Annotated in this window: 21 protein-coding genes; 8 read left to right on the top strand and 13 right to left on the bottom strand. The window is 58.3% G+C overall.

The features are described from left to right. The first annotated feature begins 222 nt into the window (after positions 1 to 222). The 4 genes from nirB (at position 223) to cobA (ending at position 6,554) form a co-directional block, all read left to right on the top strand. Complete coding sequence (gene nirB / locus AC0J6G_RS06135; RefSeq protein WP_475252233.1) at positions 223 to 2,694, top strand: nitrite reductase large subunit NirB; 2,472 nt, start codon at positions 223 to 225, stop codon at positions 2,692 to 2,694. Further along, positions 2,691 to 3,017 (top strand): nitrite reductase small subunit NirD, encoded by a 327-nt coding sequence (gene nirD / locus AC0J6G_RS06130; RefSeq protein ID WP_475252231.1) that lies wholly within the window; start codon positions 2,691 to 2,693, stop codon positions 3,015 to 3,017. Before nirB ends, nirD begins: the two co-directional genes overlap by 4 nt. 79 nt (positions 3,018 to 3,096) lie before the next feature. Then, positions 3,097 to 5,805 carry a nitrate reductase gene (locus AC0J6G_RS06125; protein WP_475252229.1) on the top strand — a complete coding sequence of 903 codons (2,709 nt, stop codon included), beginning with the start codon at positions 3,097 to 3,099 and terminating at the stop codon, positions 5,803 to 5,805. An 11-nt stretch (positions 5,806 to 5,816) separates the two neighbouring features. Then, a complete protein-coding gene (gene cobA / locus AC0J6G_RS06120) occupies positions 5,817 to 6,554 on the top strand; it encodes a uroporphyrinogen-III C-methyltransferase (protein ID WP_475252227.1) in 738 nt (245 codons plus the stop codon). Between the two features lie 132 nt (positions 6,555 to 6,686). Here cobA and AC0J6G_RS06115 read toward each other — a convergent pair whose 3' ends face one another. The 8 genes from AC0J6G_RS06115 to ppsA all read right to left on the bottom strand — a co-directional run bounded on the left by AC0J6G_RS06115 (position 6,687) and on the right by ppsA (position 14,832). After that, on the bottom strand, positions 6,687 to 7,655 hold the full coding sequence (locus AC0J6G_RS06115; RefSeq protein ID WP_475252225.1) for an OmpA family protein: 969 nt from the start codon (positions 7,653 to 7,655) through the stop codon (positions 6,687 to 6,689). A 101-nt stretch (positions 7,656 to 7,756) separates the two neighbouring features. Then, positions 7,757 to 8,356, bottom strand: a complete 600-nt coding sequence (sigX, locus tag AC0J6G_RS06110; RefSeq protein ID WP_475252223.1) for an RNA polymerase sigma factor SigX — start codon at positions 8,354 to 8,356, stop codon at positions 7,757 to 7,759. An 88-nt stretch (positions 8,357 to 8,444) separates the two neighbouring features. Next, on the bottom strand, positions 8,445 to 9,260 hold the full coding sequence (locus tag AC0J6G_RS06105) for a mechanosensitive ion channel family protein (protein ID WP_475252221.1): 816 nt from the start codon (positions 9,258 to 9,260) through the stop codon (positions 8,445 to 8,447). Between the two features lie 2 nt (positions 9,261 to 9,262). Then, positions 9,263 to 9,508, bottom strand: coding sequence for a CrfX protein (locus AC0J6G_RS06100; RefSeq protein ID WP_475252219.1), 246 nt, complete (start codon positions 9,506 to 9,508; stop codon positions 9,263 to 9,265). 54 nt (positions 9,509 to 9,562) lie between these two features. Next, on the bottom strand, positions 9,563 to 10,558 hold the full coding sequence (locus AC0J6G_RS06095; protein ID WP_475252217.1) for a zinc transporter ZntB: 996 nt from the start codon (positions 10,556 to 10,558) through the stop codon (positions 9,563 to 9,565). Positions 10,559 to 10,578: 20 nt separating this feature from the next. Then, entirely contained in the window at positions 10,579 to 11,067 is a 489-nt protein-coding gene (gene rraA / locus AC0J6G_RS06090; RefSeq protein WP_475252215.1) for a ribonuclease E activity regulator RraA, read from the bottom strand. 183 nt (positions 11,068 to 11,250) lie between these two features. Continuing rightward, positions 11,251 to 12,255, bottom strand: coding sequence for an alpha/beta fold hydrolase (locus tag AC0J6G_RS06085; protein WP_475252213.1), 1,005 nt, complete (start codon positions 12,253 to 12,255; stop codon positions 11,251 to 11,253). Between the two features lie 201 nt (positions 12,256 to 12,456). Further along, positions 12,457 to 14,832, bottom strand: coding sequence for a phosphoenolpyruvate synthase (ppsA, locus tag AC0J6G_RS06080; RefSeq protein WP_475252211.1), 2,376 nt, complete (start codon positions 14,830 to 14,832; stop codon positions 12,457 to 12,459). Between the two features lie 235 nt (positions 14,833 to 15,067). Here ppsA and ppsR point away from each other — a divergent pair, with 235 nt between their 5' ends. Then, positions 15,068 to 15,886 carry a posphoenolpyruvate synthetase regulatory kinase/phosphorylase PpsR gene (gene ppsR / locus AC0J6G_RS06075; protein ID WP_475252209.1) on the top strand — a complete coding sequence of 273 codons (819 nt, stop codon included), beginning with the start codon at positions 15,068 to 15,070 and terminating at the stop codon, positions 15,884 to 15,886. A 67-nt stretch (positions 15,887 to 15,953) separates the two neighbouring features. Here ppsR and prpF read toward each other — a convergent pair whose 3' ends face one another. The 5 genes from prpF to AC0J6G_RS06050 all read right to left on the bottom strand — a co-directional run bounded on the left by prpF (position 15,954) and on the right by AC0J6G_RS06050 (position 22,770). Continuing rightward, positions 15,954 to 17,141, bottom strand: coding sequence for a 2-methylaconitate cis-trans isomerase PrpF (gene prpF, locus AC0J6G_RS06070; protein WP_475252207.1), 1,188 nt, complete (start codon positions 17,139 to 17,141; stop codon positions 15,954 to 15,956). 138 nt (positions 17,142 to 17,279) lie between these two features. Then, entirely contained in the window at positions 17,280 to 19,889 is a 2,610-nt protein-coding gene (gene acnD, locus AC0J6G_RS06065; protein ID WP_475253619.1) for a Fe/S-dependent 2-methylisocitrate dehydratase AcnD, read from the bottom strand. Positions 19,890 to 19,903: 14 nt separating this feature from the next. Then, a complete protein-coding gene (gene prpC / locus AC0J6G_RS06060) occupies positions 19,904 to 21,064 on the bottom strand; it encodes a bifunctional 2-methylcitrate synthase/citrate synthase (RefSeq protein WP_475252205.1) in 1,161 nt (386 codons plus the stop codon). 87 nt (positions 21,065 to 21,151) lie between these two features. After that, a complete protein-coding gene (gene prpB / locus AC0J6G_RS06055) occupies positions 21,152 to 22,036 on the bottom strand; it encodes a methylisocitrate lyase (RefSeq protein WP_475252203.1) in 885 nt (294 codons plus the stop codon). Next, on the bottom strand, positions 22,033 to 22,770 hold the full coding sequence (locus AC0J6G_RS06050; protein ID WP_475252201.1) for a GntR family transcriptional regulator: 738 nt from the start codon (positions 22,768 to 22,770) through the stop codon (positions 22,033 to 22,035). The genes prpB and AC0J6G_RS06050 overlap by 4 nt, the downstream gene beginning before the upstream one ends. A 304-nt stretch (positions 22,771 to 23,074) precedes the next feature. On the opposite strand from AC0J6G_RS06050, the gene rloA reads away from it, so the two are divergent. The 3 genes from rloA to AC0J6G_RS06035 are packed head-to-tail and all read left to right on the top strand — an operon-like array spanning position 23,075 to position 26,134. Continuing rightward, positions 23,075 to 23,611, top strand: coding sequence for a retropepsin-like aspartic peptidase RloA (gene rloA, locus AC0J6G_RS06045; protein ID WP_475252199.1), 537 nt, complete (start codon positions 23,075 to 23,077; stop codon positions 23,609 to 23,611). Positions 23,612 to 23,616: 5 nt separating this feature from the next. Beyond that, the gene (gene rloB, locus AC0J6G_RS06040; RefSeq protein WP_475252197.1) at positions 23,617 to 25,143 is read left to right on the top strand and encodes an osmotic stress tolerance membrane protein RloB; all 1,527 of its coding nucleotides are present in this window, start codon (positions 23,617 to 23,619) and stop codon (positions 25,141 to 25,143) included. Positions 25,144 to 25,147: 4 nt separating this feature from the next. Further along, a complete protein-coding gene (locus AC0J6G_RS06035) occupies positions 25,148 to 26,134 on the top strand; it encodes an alpha-L-glutamate ligase-like protein (RefSeq protein WP_475252195.1) in 987 nt (328 codons plus the stop codon). Positions 26,135 to 26,221 lie beyond the last annotated feature (87 nt).

Raw genomic sequence — 26,221 nt, 5'->3', positions numbered from 1 at the left:
CGCGTAAATCAACACATCGCAAGTTGGCACAAGCTCTGCATTGTTGATTGCACAATTTAATAAAGCGCAGCGCTCAATGAAGAGTGCAGCACTTCCCGAGAGAACGGGACTTGGACAAAGGCGTCCTCGCTAGGTGACTAGCGGGACGCCTTTTTTGTTTTTCGGGCCTGCCATTTACGGCAGCCACCTTTTCCGTGATCAATGACTCAGGAGATAGCCGGCATGCAAAAACTCAAGCTGGTGATGATCGGTAATGGCATGGCCGGTGTGCGCACCCTGGAAGAGCTGCTCAAACTGGCCCCCGACCTGTATGACATTACTGTGTTCGGCGCAGAGCCTCATCCCAACTACAACCGTATCCTGCTCTCGCCCGTGCTGGCCGGCGAACAACGCTTTGAGGAGATCATCCTCAACGACCTCAACTGGTACAGCGACAACCACATCCGCCTGCTGCTGGGCCGCACCGTGGTCAATATTGATCGCAAACAGCGCGTAGTCACGGCTGACGATGGCACAACAGCCGAGTACGACCGCCTGTTGATCGCCACCGGTTCCACCCCGTTCATCTTGCCGATACCCGGCAACAGCCTGGACGGCGTGATGGGATACCGTGACATCGCTGACACCGACAGGATGATGAGCGCCGCCACAACCCATCGGCATGCAGTGGTGATCGGTGGTGGCCTGCTGGGTCTGGAAGCAGCCAACGGCCTGAAGATGCGTGGCATGGATGTGACCGTTGTACATATTTCTGACTGGTTGCTGGAGCGCCAACTGGACCGCACTGCCGGCAAGCTGTTGCAAACCGCGCTGGAAGCACGCGGCATTCACTTTCGCCTCAATGAACAAACCTCAGCGCTGTTGGACAACGGCGAGGGGCGCGTGTGTGCAGTGCAATTCAAAAATACGGAGGTCATCCCCGCAGACATCGTGGTCATGGCCGCCGGCATCCGCCCCAATACCGCACTCGCGGAAAAAGCTGGCATCCCGTGTAACCGCGGTATTTTGGTCAACGACACGCTGCAGACCTATGACCCGCGCATCTACTCCATTGGTGAATGCGCCAACCATCGCGGTATCGCTTACGGTTTGGTCGCGCCGTTGTTTGAACAAGCCAAGGTCTGCGCCAACCATCTGGCCCAGCTTGGTTTTACCCGATATCAAGGTTCGGTCACCTCGACCAAACTCAAGGTCACCGGCATCGACCTGTTTTCCGCGGGCGAATTTATGGGCGGTGAAGGCTGCGAAACCATCACCCTCTCCGACCCCATCGGCGGCGTGTACAAGAAACTGGTGATCCGTGACGACGTCCTCGTCGGTGCCTGCCTGTATGGCGACACGGCTGACGGTGGCTGGTATTTCCGCCAGATCAAAGAAAACGCCAACATCAGCCAGATCCGCGATCACCTGATGTTTGGTGCGGCCGGCATCGGTGAAAGTGCCATCGGCGATGTGGGACACCAAGGCGTCGACAAGACCGCCAATATGCCTGACAGCATGGAAGTGTGTGGCTGTAACGGCGTGTGCAAGGGCACCATCGTCAAGGCGATTCAGGAAAACGGCCTATTCAGCGTCGATGAGGTGAAAAAACACACCAAAGCGGCCAGTTCCTGCGGCTCATGCGCCGGCCTCGTCGAGCAAATCCTGATCAATACAGTGGGCGGTGCCGCTGAGGTAAAACCCAAGAGCGAAAAAGCCATCTGTGGCTGCTCGGATCTCAATCACGGTCAGATTCGCCAGGCGATACGCGAGCAACACCTGACCAGCCTGACGCAGACCATGACTGCGCTGAACTGGAGCAGCCCCAATGGCTGCGCCACCTGCCGCCCGGCACTGAACTATTACCTGATTTCCACTTGGCCGGGTGAAGCCAAGGACGACCCGCAGTCGCGCCTGATCAACGAGCGCGCCCACGCCAATATCCAGAAGGATGGCACCTACTCGGTGGTGCCGCGCATGTGGGGCGGCGTGACCAATCCATCCGAACTGCGCCGTATCGCCGATGTGGCCGACAAGTACAATGTGCCCATGGTCAAAGTGACCGGCGGGCAGCGCATCGATCTGTTGGGCATTAAGAAAGAAGACCTGCCAGCGGTGTGGAAGGAACTGGACATGCCGTCTGGCCACGCTTACGGCAAATCCATCCGCACGGTGAAAACCTGTGTCGGCAGCGAGTTCTGCCGTTTTTGCACGCAAAACTCGACCCAGTTGGGTATCGATCTGGAGCACGACCTGTTCAACATGTGGTCGCCGCACAAGGTCAAGCTGGCGGTTTCTGGCTGCCCGCGCAATTGCGCCGAAGCCGGTATTAAAGACGTCGGCATCATCGGCGTGGACTCGGGCTTTGAGATGTACATAGGCGGTAACGGCGGGATCAAAACCGAGGTGGCCGAGTTCTTCGTCAAAGTAAAAACCGCAGACGACGTGCGCGAATACAACGCCGCCTTCCTCCAGCTTTACCGCGAAGAAGCCTTCTATCTGGAGCGCACCGTGCACTACCTGCAACGCGTGGGCATGGCCTACATCAAAAAAGCCGTTGTGGAAGATGAGGCCAACCGCAAAGCCCTGACCGCCCGCCTGCAGTTCGCCCTGTCGTTCGAGCAAGACCCGTGGAAGGAACGCATCGAACAACCACTGCTGAAGAAAGAATTCGAACCGATCAAGCTCGTGCAACTTGAGGAGGCCACGCTATGAACTGGCTGGATATCTGCGCGCTGGAAGACATCAACGTGCTGGGCTCGCGCATTGTGGCCGGGCCAAAAGGCGATATCGCGATTTTCCGGACGTCAACAGATGAGGTGTTCGCCCTCGACGACCGCTGCCCGCACAAAGGTGGGCCGCTGTCGCAGGGCTTGATCTTCGGCAAACGCGTGTCGTGCCCGCTGCACAATTGGCAGATCGAACTGGACAGCGGTGAAGCCGTAGCACCGGACGTGGGCTGCGCCCACCGGCATAACGCCAAGGTTGAAAACGGTCGCGTACTACTGGCCCTCAATAGCGCCGAAAAGTGCGCGTAAACCCTACTTATAGGAGCGGCACATGGCCGCGAACAGCGCTCGCGTCCATGGGCCGCTCCTACCGGGGAGAACCTGAATCATGAGCCAAATCACCGCATCAACCTGCTGTTACTGCGGCGTGGGCTGTGGCGTGCTGATCGAGCACGACGGCGAGCAGATTTTCGGCGTGCAGGGCGATCCACAGCACCCGGCCAACTTCGGCAAATTGTGCAGCAAAGGTGCGACGCTGCACCTGACCGGCGACCTTAATGCCCGCGCCATGCACCCCGAATTACGCTTAGGCAAAGGCCTGGCTCGTTCGCGCACAGACTGGGACAGCGCACTGGATCATGCGGCCAACGTATTTGCCGAGACCATTCGCGAATACGGCCCGGACAGCGTGGCGTTTTATATCAGCGGCCAATTACTCACCGAGGATTACTACGCCTTCAACAAGCTGGCCCGCGCCCTGGTCGGCACCAACAACATCGACAGCAACTCACGCCTGTGCATGAGTTCAGCCGTGGTCGGCTACAAACGCAGCCTGGGTGCGGATGCGCCGCCGTGCAACTACGAAGACATCGAGCAGAGCGATTGTGTGCTGATCGTCGGCTCCAACATGGCTTTCGCCCATCCAGTGCTGTTCCGCCGCCTTGAAGAAGCCAAGGCCAAGCGCCCTCACATGCAGATCATCGTGGTCGATCCACGGCGCACCGATACCTGCGAACTGGCCGATCTGCACCTAGCGATATTACCCGGCAGTGACGTGGCACTGTTTCACGGCTTGCTGCACATCCTGCTCTGGGAAGGCTGGGCCGACCGGCGCTTTATCGACTCCCACACCGAGAGCTTCGAGGCGCTTAAAAGTCTGGTGCACGCCTATAACCCGCAGATGGTCAGCGAACTGTGCGGCATCAGCGTGGACAGCCTGCAGCGATGTGCACGGCTGATCGGCAACGCGCCGAGTTTCCTCTCGCTGTGGTGCATGGGCCTGAATCAATCCACGGCGGGTAGCGCAAAAAACAGTGCGCTGATCAACCTGCACCTGGCAACCGGGCAAATCGGCAAAGTGGGCAGCGGCCCGTTCTCCCTCACCGGCCAACCGAATGCCATGGGCGGGCGCGAAACCGGTAGCCTCAGCAATCTATTGCCCGGCCACCGTGAAGCCGCGAATACTGAGCACCGCCAGGAAGTGGCTGATTATTGGGGCGTCGACAGCCTGCCGGAAAGCACTGGCCTGACCGCGATCGAACTGTTTGAGGCGGTGCGCGTGGGCAAGGTAAAAGCCCTGTGGATCGCCTGCACCAACCCGGCGCAATCGTTGCCAGACCAAAACAAGGTGCATGAAGCCCTGGCCGCCTGCCCCTTTGTCGTCGTGCAGGAAGCCTTCTTCACCACCGAAACCTGCCACTACGCCGACCTACTGCTGCCGGCCGCCAGCTGGGGGGAGAAAGAAGGCACCGTGACCAATTCCGAACGGCGCGTCAGCCATGTGCGCCGCGCCATCCCTGCACCGGCTGAGGCGCGGCCGGATTGGGCGATCACCACGGATTTCGCCCGCCGCTTAGAACAACTGCTACGCCCCGGCCTACCAAGCTTGTTCGCCTTCGACGGCCCGCAAGCGCTGTTCGAGGAATACAAACACCTGACCGCCCAGCGTGACCTCGACCTCTCGGGGCTCAGCTACGCGATCCTGGACAACCAAGGCCCTCAGCAGTGGCCCTTTCCGGCCGGAGCTACCGGCGGTACGCCACGTCTATATGGCGATGGCCGCTTTCCCACCGCCAACGGTCGTGCGCAGTTCATCGCCGAACCCTTCCGCGCCGCCCAGGAAAAGCGCGACACCCGCTACTCGCTGACCCTCAACACCGGCCGCCTGCGTGATCAATGGCACGGCATGAGCCGCACCGGTTCGGCTGCACGGCTGTTTAGCCATGCACCAGAAGCGCTATTAAGCCTGCACCCGGACGAACTGCGCCGGCGGCGGCTGAACAGCGGTGATCTGGTGAAAATACGCAGCCGTCGCGGCAGCCTGATCGTGCCCGTGCAGGCCGATGACGCTGTGCGCAGCGGCCAAGCCTACTTGCCCATGCACTGGGGTAATCGCTTTCTTAAAGGCCTGGGCACCAACGTACTGACCCAACCGGCGTTCGATCCATTATCCAAACAGCCGGAGCTGAAACATGCTGGCATCGAGCTGGATAAAGTCGAACTGCCTTGGCATTTTTTTGCCCTGGTTGAAGGTCAGGTGCAAACGCGCTTCGAGGCATTGCGCCCACTGTTTGAAGACTTCGCTTACGCCAACCTGACGCTGACAGGACGTGAGCGGCCAGCCCTGTTGATTCGTGCAGCCTGCGCCATAGCACCTGCGCCTGAGTGGTTGGCGCAGATTGATCAAGCACTCGGTCTAATCGACGGCCCAGTACTCGCCTACGACGACCCGCGCAAGGCCGTGGGTAAACGCGTACGCATCGAGGACGGGCGCATCACTGCCATTCGTTTGGCCGGCGAAACCGCCGCCCGTGACTGGCTCAAGGGCCTCTGGGACAGCGGCAGTGCCGACGCCGAATTACGTCGCTGGCTGCTCGCGCCACGCTCGACACCGCCGGAGAACAGCGCCACCACAGCCGTCGGCAGGACCCTGTGTAACTGCCTGAATGTCAGTCACGAAGCTATCTGCGCAGGCATCGCTCAAGGCCTAGACCTCAATGGCCTCAAACAAACACTCAAGTGCGGCACCAGTTGCGGCTCCTGCGTCCCCGAAATCAAACGCCTGCTGGCCACCCAGCCAGTCGCCGTCAACGCTTAGAGGTATCCGATATGAACGCAAAAGTTTGGCTGGTTGGCGCTGGCCCCGGCGACCCAGAGTTGCTGACGCTCAAGGCTGTCAAAGCCCTGCATCACGCCGATATCGTCATGATCGATGAACTGGTCAACCCGGCTGTGCTGGAACACTGTCCCCACGCGCGCATCATGCACGTGGGCAAACGCGGCGGCTGCCGCTCGACTCCGCAAGCCTTTATCCATCGGCTGATGCTGCGTTATGCGCGCCAAGGTCAATGCGTGGTGCGCCTCAAAGGCGGCGATCCGTGCATCTTCGGCCGGGGCAGCGAGGAAGCCGACTGGCTCGGCCAGCACGGGATTGAGGTGGAAATAGTCAACGGCATCACGGCAGGCCTGGCCGGTGCCACCCACTGCGGCATTCCCCTGACCCTGCGCGGTGTAGCCCGTGGCGTCACCTTGATCACCGCCCACACCCAGGATGACAGCAGCCTGAATTGGCAGGCTCTGGCTCACAGTGGCACGACGTTGGTGGTCTATATGGGTGTGGCCAAACTGGCTGAAATCCGCGAAAACCTGTTGGCGGGTGGGATGCGCGCGGACATGCCGGTGGCCTTAATCGAAAACGCTTCACTGCCGCAACAACGCGAATGCCGCAGTAATCTGGCAAGCATGCAGCAAGCCGCTCAAGACTTCCGCTTGAAAAGCCCGGCCATCTTGGTGATTGGCGAAGTAGCCGCGCAACCTAACCTCCAGCTGGCAGCCATCAGCGCCTAACTGCTACGCGCTCTGCGAAGTTGTCCTCGCCCGGCAAAACGGGGTTTTTTCGCAGAGTCGCTTTATAGCCGAGGTTAATTTCGCCCATAAAAAAACCCGGCCGAAGCCGGGTTTTCTATGCAGCCAGATCGATTACTGCTGGATCTGAGCTTCTACTTCAGCTTCTACGCGGCGGTTAACAGCGCGGCCAGCGTCGGTAGCGTTGTCAGCAACTGGACGGCCTTCACCGTAGCCAGCAGCGTTAACACGGCTAGCTTCTACGCCGTACTGGTTAACCAGCACGTCACGAACAGCGCTTGCACGACGCTCGGACAGGTTCTGGTTGTAAGCATCGCTGCCCTTGGAGTCAGTATGACCTTCAACCACGGTGGTGGTCTGTGGGTACTGCTTCATGAAGTCAGCCAGGTTTTTGATGTCACCGTAGCTTTCTTCTTTAACGCTGGCTTTGTCGAAGTCGAACTTAACGTCCAGCTCAACGCGAACCAGTTCCATCGGCTCTTCAGCAGCAGCTACAGGCTCAGCCACTGGCTCAGCAACAGCGGCTACGACTGGAGCAGGCTTGCTGCCGCCGCCGAAGTTCATACCGATACCGACGCTTGGCGCCCACTCGGTGTCGCCTTGGTCGATGTTGTACTGAGCTTCAACGCCAGCACGGGCATAGAAGTTGTCAGTGAAGTAGTACTTGGCACCGCCGCCAAGGTTGGCGAAGGTAGAACCGTTACGACCATTGCGACCGGATTGACCGATGCTCTGATCCGAGAAGCCTGCAGAAACGTAAGGACGCAGTGCGTCGCCAGCGTTGTTGAAGTGGTACAGAGCGTCCAGAGCGGTGTTGGAGCCCTTGATGTTGCGGCCGTCTTCGCCACGCGCGTTGTGCACTTCGTCATAAGCCAGACGCAGTTCAACGTCATCAGTCAGGTAGTAACCGATGCTGCCGCCGAACAGGTTGCCGTTGTTTTTGAAGTCACGGGCGCTGTCGAACATTTCCTTCTTGGCGAAACCTTCCACTTCTACAGCGCCTTGGCCCTGAGCCAGAACGCTAAGGGAAGAGGTGGCCAACAACGAGCCAATTACGACGCCTAAAGTGTTTTTCAATTTCATTACTAATCTTCCCTATCTCATGGTGGTCAGTAAGTTGTCTGACAAACACAAGACAACTCAGCCGGCTATTCTACCAGAATTAACCGTTAGCTATGACGGTTTTATTCCAAGTAAGTTTCAGTACTGTCTGAAAATTTATCGCGCAAGCGATCCAGGGCGCGTTTGTAGCGCATTTTCGTGGCGCTCAGGCCCATGTGCATGATGTCTGCAATCTCTTGAAACTCTAACTCTGCGACAAAACGCAGCACCAGAATTTCCCGATCAATCGGATTGACATGCACCAACCAACGATCAAGCCCCCCTTTATCCTCAGGTTTAGGCGCCTTTTCTTCGGTCGCTTCCTCAAGTGGATCTAAACTTAGGGCGTCAATAAGGCGGCGTTTACGCCGCTCTTTGCGATATTGAGTAATACATTCGTTGTACGTAATGCTGTACAGCCAGGTTTTAAACTTTGACTTTCCCTCAAAGTTCTTAAGGCCATATAAAACTTTAAGCATGACTTCTTGACAGACATCATCGGCATCCCGGTCATTACCCAAATAACGCGCGCACACATTAAACAGCGTGCGCTGGTAGCGACGCATCAACTCTTCATACGCACGGGTGATGTGGAATAACTCGTCGCGGGCACGCAGCACCAGCTCTTCGTCCGAGAGTTCGCGGGGGTCATAACGCAAAGATGCAGAGTGGGCTTTATTCAAAACGAGTCGGGCCGACAGTCAGGACATAAGCCAGCGCAGCCTGCAAATCAGGCTGCGGATTGGCCGCATACAATAGCAGGGATTGGCCTTAGCGGCTGCTCACTTGCTGCTCAAGCAGGGTACGGTTGGCCACTGAAACCAACTCGCCGGCTTCTGTCAGCAGGGTGGTTTTGACTGTACCGATTTCTTCGATCTGCCCTTCGACCTCACCGACCTGCACTTGTTGCCCGACCTCATACAATTCGCGCACATAAATACCAGCCAGGATCTGACTGGCAATACCGCGGCTGCCCAAGCCCAGCGCCAGGGCAACAGCCAGGCCTACGGAGATCAGCACAATGGCGATGACGTTATTCAGCAGGTCAGTTTTGACCTCCAGCTGCCCGATAGCCACCGAGATGCTGATGATGATTACCAGGCCCTGAGCAATACGCCCTAGCCCATTGGCATAATCGAGCCCAACGCCTTCGGCGGCGCCACGCACCAGACCGCTGACCAATTGCGCCAGCAGCACACCCGCCAGCAACACCAAGGCCGCGCCGAAAACTTTGGGCAAGTACAACGCCAGCACGTCAAGGGTGGCGGAAACGCGCTCCAGCCCCAGAGACTCGGCAGCCGTCACCAAGAAAATCAACAACACGAACCAATAAACGATTTTGCCGATCAAGGTTGATACCGGCACCTGAATACCGGCGCGGCTAAGAATTTTGGTCAGTCCGGTGCCCGCCATCAAACGGTCCAGACCGATCTTGCCAAGCAACTTCGACAGCAGCGTGTCAAGAAACTTGGCCACTACAAAGCCCAGCAGTACCACGACCATGGCACCGAACAACCGCGGGATAAAGGCCGCAATCGGGGTCCACACACTGGCCATCGCATCAACTAAAACTTGAGTAAATTCCATGCTCAGTCAGCCTTATTAAGAGAGGATTCAGAGGATTTACGGCGCGAGACCGGCGAAATATGCGCCGAGCCGTTGTTCAGCGCGATCATCAGTGCACCGGCCCAATGCCCCATCAGCGCAAACAAATCACCGACTCCGAGCTGCCGATTGGCGGTTTTAAGCACGCGATGCAGACAGGCGTCATCGTCATGATTTGAGCTGGGCGAATTGAGTAAATCGCGCAGTGATTCTTCAAAGGGATCGTGCATAGCGCACCTCACAGGATGTGACGGCTAGACGAGATGAGCACCGGGCAGGTCACATCAGATCCAGCGCAAGCGGCGAAACAGCAGCCATTGCACCAGCGCCACCACAGCCATTAACGAGCAGGCCAGAAGAAAGCCATGGGGGCTTTCCGAGCCGGGAATGCCGCCGACGTTGATGCCGAGCAACCCTGTGAGAAAACTCATCGGCAGGAAAATCCCGGTGATGATGCCGAAACGGTACATGGTGTGATTCATACGCTCATCCATGCGCCGATTCTCAGCCTCCAACAGCAGGCTGACGCGCTCGCGGCTGAGCTCAAGCTCCTCAAGGTAACGGGTCAGGCGGTTATTCAACTCATTCCAATAACTGCTATCGCCCTCAACAAACCAGGCATGGCCACTGGCGGTCAATTGCGCGTAGATATCACGCTGCGGCGCCAGGAAACGACGCAGGCTGGCCGCACGACGGCGTATTTGCAGCAGTGTGGAATGGTCAGGCGCCTCACTGGATTCAGCATCGGCGCGCTCTTCCAGATCATCAATCTGCTCCGACAGCTGGCTGACCAATAACTCAACCTTGTCCGTCAGGTAATGCGCCATGCTCAGGATCAGCTCAGCCGAGGTTTTCGGCCCCCGCCCCGCCAGCAGATCCTCGATCAATGACTCCGTGGCCCGCAGCGGACGCAAGCGTATAGATATGGCCCGCTGCGTATCCGCAAAGATGCGTACAGAAACCATGTCCTCAGGCTCGGCACCTGGGTTGAGATTCAAGCCACGCAAGAACAGCAATAACTGTTGCTCAGGCAAAGCCAGCAGCCGTGGCCGCGTATTTTCTTCCAGTAGCAGGTCGCAGCAGAACTCACTCAGGCCGCTTTCTGCACGCAGCCAGGTGTGAGTCTGCGGGTGACCACGGTCCCAGTGCAGCCAGAGACTTTCGTGCTCAGCCAGAATAAGCGCAGGCAACTCATCGCGCGCGATGCTGCGAGCGCCGCCTCGGCCGTTGAGGACAAAGGCGTGCACCAGGCCCCACTGCGCGTTTTCACCTTCGTGCATGACAGTTTCTTGCAAGCGCCTTACTCCGGCATTTGCAAGACAGATGGCGAGATGATCACGCCATTGTTGTCGGCATAGACAAACTCGCCCGGACGGAATGTCACGCCGCCAAAGGTCACGGCGACATTCAGATCACCGATACCGCGCTTGTCGGTTTTCATCGGATGGCTGGCCAGGGCCTGGATGCCCAGGTCGGTTTGCGCCAGCACATCAACATCGCGCACACAGCCATACACTACGATGCCTTCCCAGCCATTCTTCGCGGCTTTTTCGGCCAGCATGTCGCCGAGCAGCGCGCGACGCATGGAGGCGCCACCGTCGACCACCAGCACTTTGCCTTTACCCGGCTGATCGACCTGCTCTTTAACCAGCGAGTTGTCCTCGAAGCACTTGATGGTCACGATCTCACCGCCAAAGGAATCGCGACCGCCAAAATTACTGAACATCGGCTCAACCACCTGAACCAGTTCCGGGTAGGCGTCGCACAAATCGGGAGTGATGTAGTACATGGCAAAGCTCCTTGGAGAGTGTAAGTGTGCTTACTGGTCGATCCCGACCCGGTCCGCATCTAGGCCACAGGCAAATACACAAAACGGACACAGGGCGCATTCAACGCGCGCCTACTGCCCAGGTCAAACTTAATGACGTACCACAAGCAACACCGAACATGGCAAGCACGCCCAACTGCAGGCTTACTCAGCAGCTGCGGTATTGCTCTCTAACGCAAGGCTTTCCAGCTCAGCCGCCACCTGCGGGCTTCTGCGCAACCATTGCTCCAGCAAGGGCCACACTTCGCGCTGGGCTTCTTTGCTGATGAGCATTTCAACATGGCCAAAATCCCCGCTAAAGCCATGTTTCTTGCCCAGACACAGAAACTCGCTCAACGGTGAACCAAACTGCTTTAACAACTTCTCGCATGCCCAGGGCGGGTCCTGCTTATCACCCAACGCCGCCACCGCCATGACTGGCACACGCACCTCTGCCAACCCGGCAAACCAGTCCCGCTCGGCGTCACCGAAGCGGCCAAACAGGCCATGCCAGCGCAGGCTCTCGATTGCCAGACTAATTGGCTCGTCCTCCGGGCCGCGCTTGAGGCGTGAACCCGAAAGCACGGAGAAACGCTTGAGCAGGAGTCGCGCCGTCCACTCCAACGGCGGTACCTTCAGCGGCCAATAAACCCGGCTGACTTGGCTGCCAAATAATACGCTGGAAGCAACTTTCGCCTCATCCAGATAACGCCCGCCTAATCCGCCGGCAAGAATAACGCCGCCTAGGGAATGCCCAAGCCAGTGAGCTTTCTGCGGGTTCTGCTCGTGGACAAAATCAGCAATCGCGGGCAAGTCGTAACGCACGTAATCGCGGACCGTATTGCGTGAATAGTCACGGTTACGCGGTGACAGCCCATGGCCGCGCATTTCAGCAATCCACACATCGTATCCCGCACGCGCAAGGTAAGGCCCCAGGCCAATACCTTTGGGCGAGTACCAGAAACGTCGATTCGAGAAGCTACCGGGAATCAGGATGACCGGTACACCTCGATTGTGTTCATGGCCCGCACGGCCCAGGCGCGTCAAGGCCAGCTCGACACTTCGATCCGGGCTGTTACAGGGCTTGAGGCGATAAATATCCTCACTCAGATCACCCCGCAATTCCGCGCCGATCAAGGCAACGGGGAAAAGCTCACTGCTGCTTTGCATCTATTTCCGCTCTGATACCACATATTGCCGGGAGCAATTTTCACGTCGCCAAACGATGCTGCACAGGATCGCCGCACGCATGGCGAACTGCAAAACCAAGGGCGCTCCAGCGTGCACACCCCAAAGGGTTGAGCACAGGATGTGCTGAACATAAAAAAGGGCAGGATTAACCCGCCCTTGAATCACGATGTTAAAAGGCAATCAAGCAGGCTGCTGACCCTCGGCCAGGAAGAACCAGGTGTCGAGCACCGAGTCCGGGTTCAGCGATACGCTTTCGATACCCTGCTCCATCAGCCAGCGCGCCAGGTCCGGATGGTCCGAAGGGCCCTGACCGCAGATACCAATGTACTTACCGGCCTTGTTACAGGCCTGGATGGCGTTGCTCAGTAGCTTCTTCACAGCAGGGTTACGCTCATCGAACAGGTGCGCAACGATGCCGGAATCACGGTCCAGGCCCAGGGTGAGCTGGGTCAGGTCGTTGGAGCCAATGGAGAAGCCGTCGAAGAATTCGAGGAACTCTTCAGCCAGGATCGCATTGGAAGGCAGCTCGCACATCATGATGATTTTCAGGCCATCTTGACCACGGGCCAAACCATTAGCCGCGAGTAAATCGATCACTTGGCTGGCTTCGCCGAGGGTGCGCACGAACGGCACCATGATCTCGACGTTGGTCAGGCCCATCTCGTTACGCACTTTTTTCAGCGCGCGGCATTCCAACTCAAAGCAGTCACGGAAGGATTCGCTGATGTAACGCGACGCGCCGCGGAAGCCCAGCATCGGGTTCTCTTCTTCCGGCTCATACAGCTTGCCGCCGATCAGGTTGGCGTATTCGTTGGACTTAAAGTCCGACAGACGCACGATAACTTTCTTCGGCCAGAACGCCGCAGCCAGGGTGCTGATGCCCTCGACCAACTTCTCGACGTAGAAATTAACCGGGTCGTCATAGCCGGCAATGCGCTTCTCGACGCTGTCCTTGATCTCCGGCGGCAGGCCGGCGAAGTTCAGCAGCGCTTTAGGGTGCACGCCAATCATGCGGTTAATGATGAATTCCAGACGCGCCAGGCCCACACCTTCGTTGGGCAGTTGGGCGAAGTCGAAGGCGCGATCCGGGTTACCGACGTTCATCATGATCTTGAACGGCAGATCCGGCATGGCATCGACCGAGTTTTTGCGGATGTCGAAGCCCAACTCGCCGTCAAAGATAAAGCCGGTGTCGCCTTCAGCGCAGGAAACCGTCACGCCCATGCCGTCTTTCAGCACTTGGGTGGCGTTACCGCAGCCGACGACCGCCGGAATACCCAACTCACGGGCGATGATCGCCGCGTGGCAAGTACGACCGCCGCGGTTGGTGACGATGGCGCTGGCGCGCTTCATCACCGGTTCCCAATCCGGGTCGGTCATGTCGGAGACCAGCACGTCGCCGGGCTGAACCTTATCCATCTCCGATACGTCATGGATGACGCGCACTTTGCCGGCACCGATCTTCTGACCGATAGCGCGACCTTCCACCAGCACAGTGCCGGTTTCTTTGAGCAGGTAGCGCTCCATCACATTGACGTTGGTGCGGCTTTTCACGGTTTCAGGGCGCGCCTGAACGATATACAGCTTGCCGTCATCACCGTCTTTGGCCCACTCAATGTCCATCGGGCGACCGTAGTGCTTCTCGATAATCATCGCCTGCTTGGCCAGCTCGCTGACCTCAGCATCGCTCAGGCAGAAGCGTGCGCGCTCGGCGCGATCGACATCGACCACCTTGACCGATTTGCCGGCCTTGGCTTCGTCGCCGTAGATCATCTTGATGGCTTTACTGCCCAGGTTGCGACGCAGAATCGCCGGGCGGCCGGCTTCCAGCGTCTGCTTGTGCACATAGAATTCGTCAGGGTTGACCGCACCCTGTACCACGGTTTCGCCGAGGCCGTAGGCGCCGGTGATAAACACCACATCGCGGAAACCCGACTCGGTGTCGAGGGTGAACATCACACCGGCGGTGCCGGTTTCCGAACGCACCATGCGCTGCACACCTGCAGACAGGGCGACCAGTTTGTGGTCAAAGCCCTGGTGCACGCGGTAAGCGATGGCGCGGTCGTTGAACAGCGAGGCGAACACTTCTTTGGCCGCACGGATTACGTTTTCCACGCCACGAATGTTCAGGAAGGTTTCCTGCTGGCCGGCAAACGAGGCGTCTGGCAGGTCTTCGGCAGTGGCCGAGGAGCGCACGGCAACGGCCATATTGTCGTTACCACCGGCCATTTCAGCGAAGGCGGTACGAATCTGCGCGTTCAACTCTTCGGGGAAAGCAGCATCCATCACCCACTGACGAATCTGCGCACCGGTCTTGGCCAGGGCGTTGACGTCATCGACATCAAGGGCATCGAGCGCGGCATGGATCTGATCGTTCAGACCGCTCAGTTCGAGAAAGTCGCGGTAGGCTTGGGCTGTGGTGGCGAAACCACCGGGGACCGACACTCCGGCACCGGCAAGGTTGCTGATCATCTCGCCCAGGGAGGCGTTCTTGCCCCCTACGTGCTCAACATCGTGATTGCCGAGCTTATCGAGGGAAACTACGTACTCTACCAAGGTGATTTCTCCACTTATGTGTTGGAAAAGCTCAGATACTCTGCAGGACCTGCGCTACATCGGCCCTACTGCGTTAAAAGCAGACTCGCTAAGAGCTGGGAAAGTTCGCCGGCAACATGCCTGCACGATTGTGGCCCAGCCCCGGAAAATAAGTAACAATGCCGGCCTGTTCGGCCCTGCGAAGGCGGGCCTATGATAGCCAAGATTCGTCCTCAGCTTAAGGCCCACGGCGCAAATGAAACGTACCGCTTTTTTCATCTCTGATGGCACCGGCATAACCGCCGAAACCCTGGGCCAAAGCCTCTTGGCGCAGTTTGAAACCATTGACTTTACCAAGCTCACGCGCCCGTACATCGACAGTGCGGAAAAGGCGCGCGCAATGGTACAACAAATCAACAGTGCCGCAGAGAAAGACGGCTCACGCCCGATCATTTTCGACACCATCGTCAATCAGGACATACGCGACATCCTGGCTCAGTCTGATGGTTTTATGATCGATATCTTCTCAAGCTTTCTCGCACCGCTGGAACAGGAACTGACGTCGCACTCCTCCTACTCGGTGGGCAAATCGCATTCCATCGGCCACAACTCCAATTACATGGAGCGTATTGAGGCGGTCAACTTTGCCCTCGATAACGACGATGGCGCACGCACTCATTACTACGATAAGGCGGACTTAATCTTGGTCGGCGTATCGCGCTGTGGCAAAACACCCACGTGCCTGTATATGGCCATGCAATATGGCATTCGTGCAGCCAACTACCCGCTGACCGAAGACGACATGGAACGCTTGCAGTTGTCACCGGCCTTGAAACAGTACAAGGACAAGTTGTTCGGTCTAACCATCGACCCAGATCGCCTCACCGCTATTCGCAATGAACGTAAACCCAACAGCCGTTATGCCAGTTACGCCCAATGCGAGTTTGAAGTACGCGAAGTAGAAAGCCTGTTCCGCCGCGAGAACATCAACTTCATCAACTCCACACACTTTTCAGTGGAAGAGATTTCCGCCAAGATTCTGGTCGAAAAAGGTGTTGAGCGCCGCTTTAAGTAATGAACCCAACTAATTGATTTAAATAGAAAAGGCTCGGTAACTTCGAGCCTTTTCTCACATCTAAAACTCAGAACGAATCGGCCGGAACGCGCACCCAGCCTTCCATCAAAATTCGCGCACTGCGCGACATGATGGCCTTGGTGACTGTCCATTGCCCGCCAACCAAAGCCGCCTGCGCACCAACGCGCAAGGTGCCGGATGGATGACCAAACCGCACCGCCTCGCGCGCGCTACCACCCGCGGCCAAATTAACCAGGGTGCCTGGAATGGCTGCTGCAGTGCCAATGGCCACCGCACAGGTGCCCATCATCGCGTGGTGCAGCTTGCCCATGGACAGCGCGCGCACCAGCAGATCGACCTCGCCCGCAGGCACCGTCTTGCCGCTGGATGACAGGTAATCCTTGGGCTTGGCGACAAAGGCGATCTTCGGCGTGTGCTGACGCGTCGCCGCCTCTTCCGCCGTTTTAATCAAGCCCATACGCAAGGCCCCCGCCACACGAATCTTCTCGAAACGTGCCAGCTGTTCAGGGTCACCGTTGATCTGCTCGCGCAGCTCGGTACCGCTGTAACCGATGTCTTCGGCATTAACGAACACGGTAGGAATACCGGCAGTGATCATGGTTGCCTTGAAGGTTCCGACGCCCGGCACGTCCAGCTCATCGACCAGGTTGCCGGTGGGAAACATCGAACCACCCTCCTCGCCATCATCGGACGGATCGAGAAACTCCAACACGATCTCGGCAGCCGGAAAGGTCACCCCGTCCAGCTCGAAGTCGCCGGTTTCCTGAACCTGGCCATTGCTGACCGGCACATGGGCGATGATGGTTTTCTGGATATTCGCCTGCCAGATACGCACTACGCACACGCCGTTCTCCGGAATACGCGCCGGATCAACCAAGCCTGCATGAATGGCAAAAGCCCCGGCACCGGTGGACAGGTTGCCGCAGTTGCCGCTCCAGTCGACGAAAGCCTTGTCGATCGACACCTGACCGTAGAGATAATCGATATCGTGATCCGGCTGACTGCTTTTCGAGAGGATCACGCATTTGGAAGTCGAGGAAGTCGCGCCGCCCATGCCGTCAATTTGCGCCGCATAAGGGTCAGGGCTGCCAATCACCCGCATAAACAGCTTGTCGCGCGCCGCGCCCGGCACCTGGCAGCTTGGTGGCAGGTCCTGCAGACGGAAGAACACGCCTTTGCTGGTGCCGCCACGCATATAAGTGGCGGGAATCTTGATTTGAGGTTGCTGAGCCATGATTTCGTCCTGGCTAAGAGATGAAAGCAGCCCGGAGAACATCCGGGCTACGCGCCTGGCGTAGGGTGGATGGCGCTTTTCTCATCCACCGTGCAGAACGTAACGGTGGATCGGTGAAGCGTGATCCACCCTACAGGTTCAAGCCACACTGCCTTCCAGGAAGTCCTGAGCGAAGCGCTGCAACACGCCGCCGGCGTTGTAGACGTTGACTTCGGCAGCGGTATCCAGACGACAGATCACCGGCACCTTGACCACCTCGCCATTACGGCGATTGACCACCAGGGTCAGCTCACAACGCGGCGATACCTCACCCTCGATGTCGTAGGTTTCGGTGCCATCCAGACCTAGGGTCAGACGGGTGGTACCCGGCTTGAACTCGACCGGCAGCACGCCCATGCCAACCAGGTTGGTGCGGTGGATACGCTCAAAGCCTTCGGCGACGATCACTTCCACGCCCGCCAGGCGTACGCCCTTGGCCGCCCAGTCACGCGAGCTGCCCTGACCGTAGTCAGCACCGGCAACGATGATCAGGTTCTGCTTACGGCTCATGTAGGTTTCGATCGCTTCCCACATGCGCATGACCTTGCCTTCCGGCTCGACACGCGCCAGCGAACCCTTCTTCACCGCACCGTCAACAACGGCCATTTCATTGACCAGTTCTTTGTTGGCGAACGTAGCGCGCTGCGCCGTCAGGTGGTCACCGCGGTGGGTGGCGTAGGAGTTGAAGTCCTCCTCGGGCAAGCCCATCTTGTGCAGGTATTCACCGGCGGCCGAGTTCATCTGGATCGCGTTGGACGGCGACAGGTGATCGGTGGTGATGTTGTCTGGCAGGATCGCCAGCGGCAGCATGCCCTTGAGCGTGCGCTCACCGGCCAGCGCACCTTCCCAGTAAGGCGGACGGCGGATGTAGGTGGACATCGGACGCCAGTCGTACAGCGGGCTTTCTGCTTCCTGAATGGTGCCCAGATCAAACATCGGGATATAGATCTGCTTGAACTGCTCAGGTTTCACCGAGGCGGCAACAATCGCGTCGATTTCTTCATCGCTTGGCCACAGGTCTTTCAACGTCACCGGATTGCCATTGCGGTCGTGGCCGAGCACATCCTGCTCGATATCAAAATGCACGGTGCCGGCAATCGCGTAAGCCACCACCAGCGGCGGTGAAGCCAGGAACGCTTGTTTGGCGTAGGGGTGGATACGACCGTCGAAGTTACGGTTACCGGACAGCACCGCCGTGGCGTAGAGGTCACGATCGATGATCTCCTGCTGAATCACCGGATTCAGCGCGCCGGACATGCCATTACAGGTGGTGCAGGCATAACCGACGATGCCAAAACCGAGCTTTTCCAGCTCCGACAGCAGACCAGCATCTTCCAGGTACAACTTGGCGACCTTGGAACCCGGAGCGAAGGACGTTTTGACCCACGGTTTGCGCAGTAGACCCAGCTCGTTGGCCTTCTTCGCCAGCAAGCCGGCAGCCACCACGTTGCGCGGGTTGGAGGTGTTGGTGCAACTGGTGATGGCGGCGATGATCACCGCGCCGTCGGGCATCAGGCCTTCAGCTTCTTCGAGCTTGCCGGCGGCCAGCTTGGCTTCATCGGCAATACCGCGCTCATGCAGCGCTGAAGTCGGCAGGCGCTTGTGCGGGTTGGACGGGCCAGCCATGTTGCGCACCACGGTAGACAGATCGAAGCTCAGTACGCGCTCATACTCGGCGCTGACCAGGGCATCGGCCCACAGACCGGTGGTCTTGGCGTAGTTCTCTACCAGCTCGATCTGCTCCGGCTCGCGACCGGTGAGCTTGAGGTAATCGATGGTTTGCTGGTCGATGTAGAACATCGACGCGGTGGCACCGTATTCCGGGCACATGTTGGAAATGGTCGCGCGGTCGCCGATTGACAGGCTATCTGCACCCGCGCCGAAGAACTCGACCCAGGCACCGACCACGCGCTCCTTACGCAAGAACTCGGTGATCGCCAGGACGATGTCGGTGGCGGTAATGCCAGGCTGGCGCTTGCCAGTGAGCTGCACGCCGACGATGTCGGGCAGGCGCATCATCGACGGCAGGCCGAGCATCACGGTTTCCGCCTCCAGGCCGCCGACGCCGATGGCGATTACGCCCAAGGCATCGACGTGCGGGGTGTGCGAGTCGGTACCCACGCAGGTATCGGGGAAGGCCACGCCGCCGCGCGCCTGGATCACCGGGCTCATTTTCTCCAGGTTGATCTGGTGCATGATGCCGTTACCGGCCGGGATCACGTCGACGTTCTTGAACGCAGTCTTAGTCCACTCGATAAAGTGGAATCGGTCCTCGTTGCGACGGTCTTCGATGGCGCGGTTCTTAGCGAAGGCGTCCGGGTCGAAGCCCGCAGCTTCCACCGCCAGGGAGTGGTCGACAATCAGCTGGGTCGGCACCACCGGGTTGACCTTGGACGGATCACCACCCTTCTCGGCGATGGCATCACGCAAGCCAGCCAGGTCGACCAGGGCGGTCTGGCCGAGGATGTCGTGGCAGACCACGCGAGCCGGGTACCAGGGGAAATCCAGGTCCTGCTTGCGCTCGATCAGCTGCTTGAGCGCATCGGTCAGCGCGGCTGATTCACAGCGACGCACCAACTGCTCGGCCAGCACGCGCGAGGTATAGGGCAGCTTGGCGTAGGCACCCGGTGCGATGGCATCGACTGCCTCGCGGGTATCAAAGTAGTCCAGCGCGGTGCCGGGCAGGTGCTTGCGATACTGAGTGTTCAGCTGGCTGTTCATGGTTATTTGCGATCCTTGAGCGGCACGAACTTGAGGTCCTCAGGGCCTGTGTAGTTGGCGCTCGGGCGGATGATCTTGCCGTCGATGCGCTGTTCGATCACATGGCTGGACCAGCCCGAGGTGCGCGCAATCACGAACAGCGGGGTGAACATGGCAGTGGGCACGCCCATCATGTGGTAGCTGACGGCGCTGAACCAGTCGAGGTTGGGGAACATCTTCTTGATTTCCCACATGGTGCTCTCTAGGCGCTCGGCAATGTCGTACATCTTCATATTGCCCTGCTCCACCGACAGCTCGCGCGCCACTTCCTTGATCACCTTGTTGCGCGGATCACTCACGGTGTAAACCGGGTGACCGAAGCCGATCACCACTTCCTTGCGCTCGACGCGGGCACGAATGTCGGCCTCGGCCTCATCGGCGTTGTCGTAGCGCTTCTGAATCTCGAAGGCCACTTCGTTGGCACCACCGTGTTTCGGGCCGCGCAGCGCGCCGATGCCGCCGGCGATGCAGCTATACATGTCGGAACCGGTGCCGGCGATCACCCGCGAAGTAAAGGTCGAAGCGTTGAATTCATGCTCGGCGTATAGGTTGAGCGAGGTGTGCATGGCGCGCACCCAGGACTCGCGTGGTTTCTCACCGTGCAGCAGATGGAGGAAATGCCCGCCGATGGAGTCGTCGTCGGTTTCCACATCAATGCGTTTGCCGTTGTGGCTGAAGTGATACCAGTACAGCAACGCGGAACCCAGCGAGGCCATCAGCTTGTCGGCGATATCGCGGGCGCCCGGGTGGTTGTGGTCGTCCTTCTCCGGCGACACGCAACCGAGCACGGACACAGCAGTGCGCATCACGTCCATCGGGTGGGCGGACGGCGGCAGTTGTTCGAGCGATACCTTCAACGCTGCGGGCAACCCACGCAGCGCCTTGAGTTTAGCCTTGTAACCAGCCAGCTCGGCCACGTTGGGCAGCTTGCCGTGCACCAGCAGATGAGCGATTTCCTCAAACTCACAGCGGTTGGCAAAATCGAGCACGTCATAGCCACGGTAATGCAGGTCGTTACCGGTGCGACCGACCGTGCACAGAGCCGTATTGCCGGCGGTTGTACCACTCAGGGCCACAGACTTTTTCGGTTTGAAGCCGCTGGTGGTTTCGGGGGTAGCGCTCATCGCTGGTATCTCCTGATCAAATCCGGTTAGGTACTTCTTGTTATTGCCGCCAGCCGCGGCGCAAAGCCTGGCGGCCGGCGTTGCCGGTTACTTTTTGGCAGCAAACAGGGCGTCAAGGCTCTGCTCGAAAGCGTGATAATTGATGCGCTCGTACAACTCCATGCGTGTTTGCATGGTGTCGATCACATTCTTCTGCGTGCCATCGCGGCGTACCGCCATGTAGACGTTCTCAGCGGCCTTGTTCATCGCGCGGAAAGCCGACAGTGGGTACAGCACGAGGCCGACATCTACCGAGGCCAGCTCTTCGGTGGTGTACAGCGGTGTGGCGCCGAATTCGGTGATATTGGCCAGAATCGGCGCGTTCACCCGGTCAGCGAAGGTTTTGTACATCGCCAGCTCAGTGATCGCTTCCGGGAAGATCATGTCGGCGCCAGCCTCGACACAGGCCGCAGCGCGGTCCAGCGCCGAGTTCAGGCCTTCCACGGCCAGGGCATCGGTACGCGCCATGATCACAAAGCTGTCGTCAGTACGCGCATCGACGGCCGCCTTGATACGGTCGACCATTTCCTGCTGGGTGACGATCTCCTTATTAGGGCGATGACCGCAGCGCTTGGCGCCAACCTGATCCTCGATATGAATCGCCGCCGCGCCGAACTTGATCATCGATTTGACCGTGCGCGCGACGTTGAACGCCGAGGCGCCAAAACCGGTGTCAACATCCACCAGCAGCGGCAGGTCGCAGACATCGGTAATGCGGCGTACGTCAGTCAGCACATCATCCAGCCCGGTGATACCCAAATCCGGCAGCCCGAGGGAGCCTGCCGCCACGCCACCACCAGACAGGTAAATCGCCTTGAAACCGGCGCGCTTGGCCAGCAACGCATGGTTGGCGTTGATCGCGCCAATGACTTGCAGCGGGTGCTCTTCGGCAACCGCATCACGGAAACGCTGGCCTGGACTCTTCAAGCTCATGACTCACCTCGGGTTTTGGCTGTTTTGCTGGGCGCGCCCTGCACCATGCTCATGGCGAAGTGGCGCTCGATATTGCGTTTGGAGGCACCGATGTGCCGGCGCATCAATAACTCGGCCAACTCGCCGTCACGCTCGGCAATGGCATCGAGAATACGGTGGTGTTCGGCAAACGCCTGCCGGGGCCGATTCGGCGTAGCGGAAAACTGCAGGCGGTACATGCGCACTAACTGGTAGAGCTCACCGCACAGCATCTGCGTCAGGGTTTTATTGCCGCTGCCTTGGATGATGCGGTAATGAAAGTCAAAGTCGCCTTCCTGCTGGTAGTAACCTACGCCAGCCTTAAAGGCTGCATCTTGCTCGTGCAAATCCAGCACCCGGCGCAGCTCGTCGATTTCCGCCGCGCTCATGCGCTCAGCCGCAAGACGACAGGCCATGCCTTCCAAAGACTCACGAATTTCGTAGAGTTCGATCAGCTCGGCGTGACTAAGCGAGACCACCCGCGCGCCAATGTGCGGCACACGCACCAGCAAACGCTGACCTTCCAGGCGGTGAATCGCCTCGCGCAGTGGGCCGCGGCTGATGCCGTAGGTGCGCGCCAATTCAGGCTCGGATATCTTGCTACCGGGCGCTATCTCGCCTTTGACGATGGCTGCCTGAATACGCCGAAAAACCTGCTCAGAAAGGGTTTCTGAGTCTTCTTGACCAGACACGGGAGGGTCGATTACATCAAGCATATTGTCGACACTAATCAAGTTAAGTAGTCGAAAACTACCCGCAAGCAGCAGTAGTGTCAAACAACCAACAACTATTGTTGACAGTTTTGCGGATTACTTTAGTCGGTAACAGGCATGAACTTAGGTGCACAAACGCCCATAAGCGCCTGTGCTGACTGAAAAAGCCCATGGTAGAATGCTGCCCGCTTAATGCGTGCAGTGGAATTTTTGCCTGCCTGCTAGACTCTCAGCCGAAGCGAGCAGGTCGCAGCTTGCGCTCTTTGCTTTTGCTTGAACCCTCATCCACGCCATGCCTTCAGGATTTATGACACTAAAGCCCTCTTTTTTGCTGCTATGCCTGCTACTTGCTTCCGGCCTCAGTTTTGCCGAGGAGAAGACAGTCTATGGGCTTAATGAATACGTCCGCCTATTCGACCTCGACCTAAAGCTTGCGGCCAAACTCGACACAGGCGCCAAAACTGCCTCACTCAGCGCTCGTGATATCCAACGTTTCAAGCGCGACGGCGAAACCTGGGTACGTTTTTACCTGGCCATCGATGAGGCGCACACCAGCCCAATCGAACGCCCGCTGGCGCGCATCAGCAAAATAAAACGCCGCGCGGGCGACTATGATCCTGAAGAAGAAAAAACCTACACAGCGCGCCCGGTGATCGAAATGGATGTGTGCATGGGCAATACCCTTCGCACAATTGAAGTGAACTTGACCGATCGCAGTGCATTCCAATACCCGTTATTGATAGGCTCCGAAGCACTCAAGCGTTTTTCGGCCCTGGTCGATCCGAGTCTTAAATACGCAGCAGGCAAACCTGCCTGCACCCCTGACGCAAACCCTGGCGAGTAATTCCCATGCGCTCTCTTACCCTTCATCTGAAAGTCCTGGTCATACTCCTTGTGAGCTTGGGCGTTCTGATTACGGCTTATCAGATTTTCATCCTCGGCATCCCCATGACCGAAGACGAGACTGACGACCTGTGGAACATCGACGCCAAAGTCGAGTTCCAAGCCAACCCGCGCGATCCGGTTAAGCTGCAGATGTTTGTGCCGCCCCTGACCCAGGATTACGTAAGCCTGAATGAGAGCTTTATCTCGAACAACTACGGCGTGAGCATCAACCGCGCCGACGGCAATCGCAAAGTCACCTGGTCCGCACGTCGCGCCAGTGGCAAGCAAACGCTGTACTACCGCTTGGTACTGACCAAGCGTTACAGCGGCGAACAAGCAAAGGCCAAAGGCCCGATCTTCCGTGACAGCATCCCGGTTGAAGGTGCTGAGAAGATTGCCGCTGAAGCGCTGCTCGCACCGATTCGCCAACACTCGGCGGATGTTGAAACCTTCATCAGTGAAACCATCAAACGCGTCAACAACAGCAACGACGACAACGTCAAATTGCTGCTGGGCGGTGATGCCTCCACACCTAACAAAGCCAAAGCCATTGAGCTGCTGCTGTCCATTGCTCACGTCCCCATGGAGCGCGTGCACACCATTCGCCTGGCTGCCGAAACCCAGCAAAGCCCAGAGCTGTGGCTGCGCAGCTTCAACGGTGAAAAATGGCTGTATTTCAACCCAGAGAGCGGCGAGCAGGGATTACCCGCTGATCGTCTGGTCTGGTGGGTGGGCGATGAAAACCTGGTCACCCTGGAAGGCGGCAAGCAGGCGCAAGTCAGCTTCAGCCTGAACAACAGCGAGATGAACGCCATTCGCCTGGCCAAGCTGACCGACGAAAATACCGACGCCGACTTCCTCGAATACAGCCTGTATGGCCTGCCGTTGCAGACCCAGCAAACCTTCATGATCATGGTGATGATCCCGATCGGCGTGCTGGTTATTCTGATTCTGCGCAACCTCGGCGGCTTGCAGACACTGGGTACCTTTACTCCGGTACTGATCGCCCTGGCCTTCCGCGAAACCCAACTGGGCTTCGGTATCATTCTGTTTACTGTGATTACCGCCCTCGGTCTGTCGCTGCGCTCTTACCTGGAACACCTGAAGCTGCAGATGCTGCCAAGGCTATCGGTGGTGCTGACCTTCGTAGTGGTGTTGATCGCCGTCATCAGCCTGTTTAGCCACAAACTGGGGCTTGAGCGCGGCCTGTCGGTGGCCCTGTTCCCAATGGTGATTCTGACCATGACCATCGAGCGCTTGTCGATTACCTGGGAAGAGCGCGGTGGTGGCCATGCCTTTAAAGTGGCCATCGGCACCCTGTTTGCTGCAACCCTGGCACACCTGCTGATGAGCGTGCCGCAGTTGAACTACTTCATCTTCACCTTCCCCGCAGTGCTGATGATTATGGTGGGCTTCATGCTGGCGATGGGTCGCTATCGCGGTTACCGCCTGACCGAACTGTTCCGCTTCAAAGCCTTCCTCAAGGACTAATGCCATGTTCGGTCTGATCAAGACGTGGAAAGCCCTTGAAGCCAAAGGCATCATGGGCATCAACCGACGCAACGCGGACTACGTGCTGAAGTACAACAAACGGCACCTGTACCCGATCGTCGATGACAAGATCATCACCAAAATGCGCGCCATCGAAGCGGGTATCGATGTGCCGGAAATGTACGGCATCATCGATACCGAAAAGGGCATCGATAAGCTGCGCGAGATCATTGGCGACCGCCCGGACTTCGTCGTCAAGCCAGCGCAGGGCGCGGGCGGTGACGGCATTCTGGTGATCGCTGACCGCTTTGAAGACAAATACCGCACCGTCTCAGGCAAGATCATCAGTCACGAGGAGATCGAGCATCAGATCTCCAGCATCCTCACCGGCCTCTACTCCCTCGGCGGCCACCGTGATCGTGCGCTGATTGAATACCGGGTTACCCCGGATCAGATCTTCAAAAGCATCAGCTATGAAGGCGTACCGGATATTCGCATCATTGTGCTGATGGGCTACCCCGTCATGGCGATGCTGCGTTTGCCAACCCGCCAATCGGGCGGCAAGGCCAACCTGCACCAGGGCGCCATTGGCGTCGGTGTGGACCTGGCCACTGGCGTAACCCTGCGCGGCACTTGGCTGAACAACAAGATCAGCAAGCATCCAGACACCACCAACGCGGTTGACGGCGTGCAATTGCCGAACTGGGACGGCTTTATGAAGCTTGCCGCTGGCTGTTATGAGCTGTGCGGCCTGGGCTACATCGGTGTGGACATGGTGCTGGATCAGGACAAGGGGCCCTTGATTCTTGAACTCAACGCCCGCCCTGGCCTGAACATCCAGATTGCCAACGACTGCGGCCTCACCCATCGCGCCCATGCTGTTGAAGCACGGCTGGCGGAGCTGAAAAAGAAAGGCATTGTGGAAACACCAGAAGAGCGCATGCGCTTCTCGCAAGAGCTGTTTGGCCACATACCGCCCGCTCAGGGCTGATCACTCACACGATTGAGACCCGGACTCGTTCGTGTCAACCCCATGACACCGACACCCTGCGAAGGCTAAGCCTTCGCAGGGTGTTTT

The sequence above is a fragment of the Pseudomonas sp. TS_SC_3 genome, from assembly GCF_056156225.1.
This window is presented reverse-complemented; position numbering and strand designations above follow the sequence as displayed.

Bases quoted from the DNA above. Each gene is read 5' to 3' on its own strand.
- prpC (WP_475252205.1), bottom strand. From the start codon at position 21,064: ATGAGCGCTACCCCCGAAACCACCAGCGGCTTCAAACCGAAAAAGTCT.
- nirD (WP_475252231.1), top strand. From the start codon at position 2,691: ATGAACTGGCTGGATATCTGCGCGCTGGAAGACATCAACGTGCTGGGC.
- AC0J6G_RS06050 (WP_475252201.1), bottom strand. From the start codon at position 22,770: ATGCTTGATGTAATCGACCCTCCCGTGTCTGGTCAAGAAGACTCAGAA.
- prpB (WP_475252203.1), bottom strand. From the start codon at position 22,036: ATGAGCTTGAAGAGTCCAGGCCAGCGTTTCCGTGATGCGGTTGCCGAA.
- AC0J6G_RS06095 (WP_475252217.1), bottom strand. From the start codon at position 10,558: ATGCACGAAGGTGAAAACGCGCAGTGGGGCCTGGTGCACGCCTTTGTC.
- AC0J6G_RS06105 (WP_475252221.1), bottom strand. From the start codon at position 9,260: ATGGAATTTACTCAAGTTTTAGTTGATGCGATGGCCAGTGTGTGGACC.
- rloB (WP_475252197.1), top strand. From the start codon at position 23,617: ATGCGCTCTCTTACCCTTCATCTGAAAGTCCTGGTCATACTCCTTGTG.
- AC0J6G_RS06100 (WP_475252219.1), bottom strand. From the start codon at position 9,508: ATGCACGATCCCTTTGAAGAATCACTGCGCGATTTACTCAATTCGCCC.
- AC0J6G_RS06085 (WP_475252213.1), bottom strand. From the start codon at position 12,255: ATGCAAAGCAGCAGTGAGCTTTTCCCCGTTGCCTTGATCGGCGCGGAA.
- cobA (WP_475252227.1), top strand. From the start codon at position 5,817: ATGAACGCAAAAGTTTGGCTGGTTGGCGCTGGCCCCGGCGACCCAGAG.
- prpF (WP_475252207.1), bottom strand. From the start codon at position 17,141: ATGGCTCAGCAACCTCAAATCAAGATTCCCGCCACTTATATGCGTGGC.
- ppsR (WP_475252209.1), top strand. From the start codon at position 15,068: ATGAAACGTACCGCTTTTTTCATCTCTGATGGCACCGGCATAACCGCC.
- rloA (WP_475252199.1), top strand. From the start codon at position 23,075: ATGACACTAAAGCCCTCTTTTTTGCTGCTATGCCTGCTACTTGCTTCC.
- AC0J6G_RS06035 (WP_475252195.1), top strand. From the start codon at position 25,148: ATGTTCGGTCTGATCAAGACGTGGAAAGCCCTTGAAGCCAAAGGCATC.
- nirB (WP_475252233.1), top strand. From the start codon at position 223: ATGCAAAAACTCAAGCTGGTGATGATCGGTAATGGCATGGCCGGTGTG.
- rraA (WP_475252215.1), bottom strand. From the start codon at position 11,067: ATGTACTACATCACTCCCGATTTGTGCGACGCCTACCCGGAACTGGTT.
- AC0J6G_RS06115 (WP_475252225.1), bottom strand. From the start codon at position 7,655: ATGAAATTGAAAAACACTTTAGGCGTCGTAATTGGCTCGTTGTTGGCC.
- AC0J6G_RS06125 (WP_475252229.1), top strand. From the start codon at position 3,097: ATGAGCCAAATCACCGCATCAACCTGCTGTTACTGCGGCGTGGGCTGT.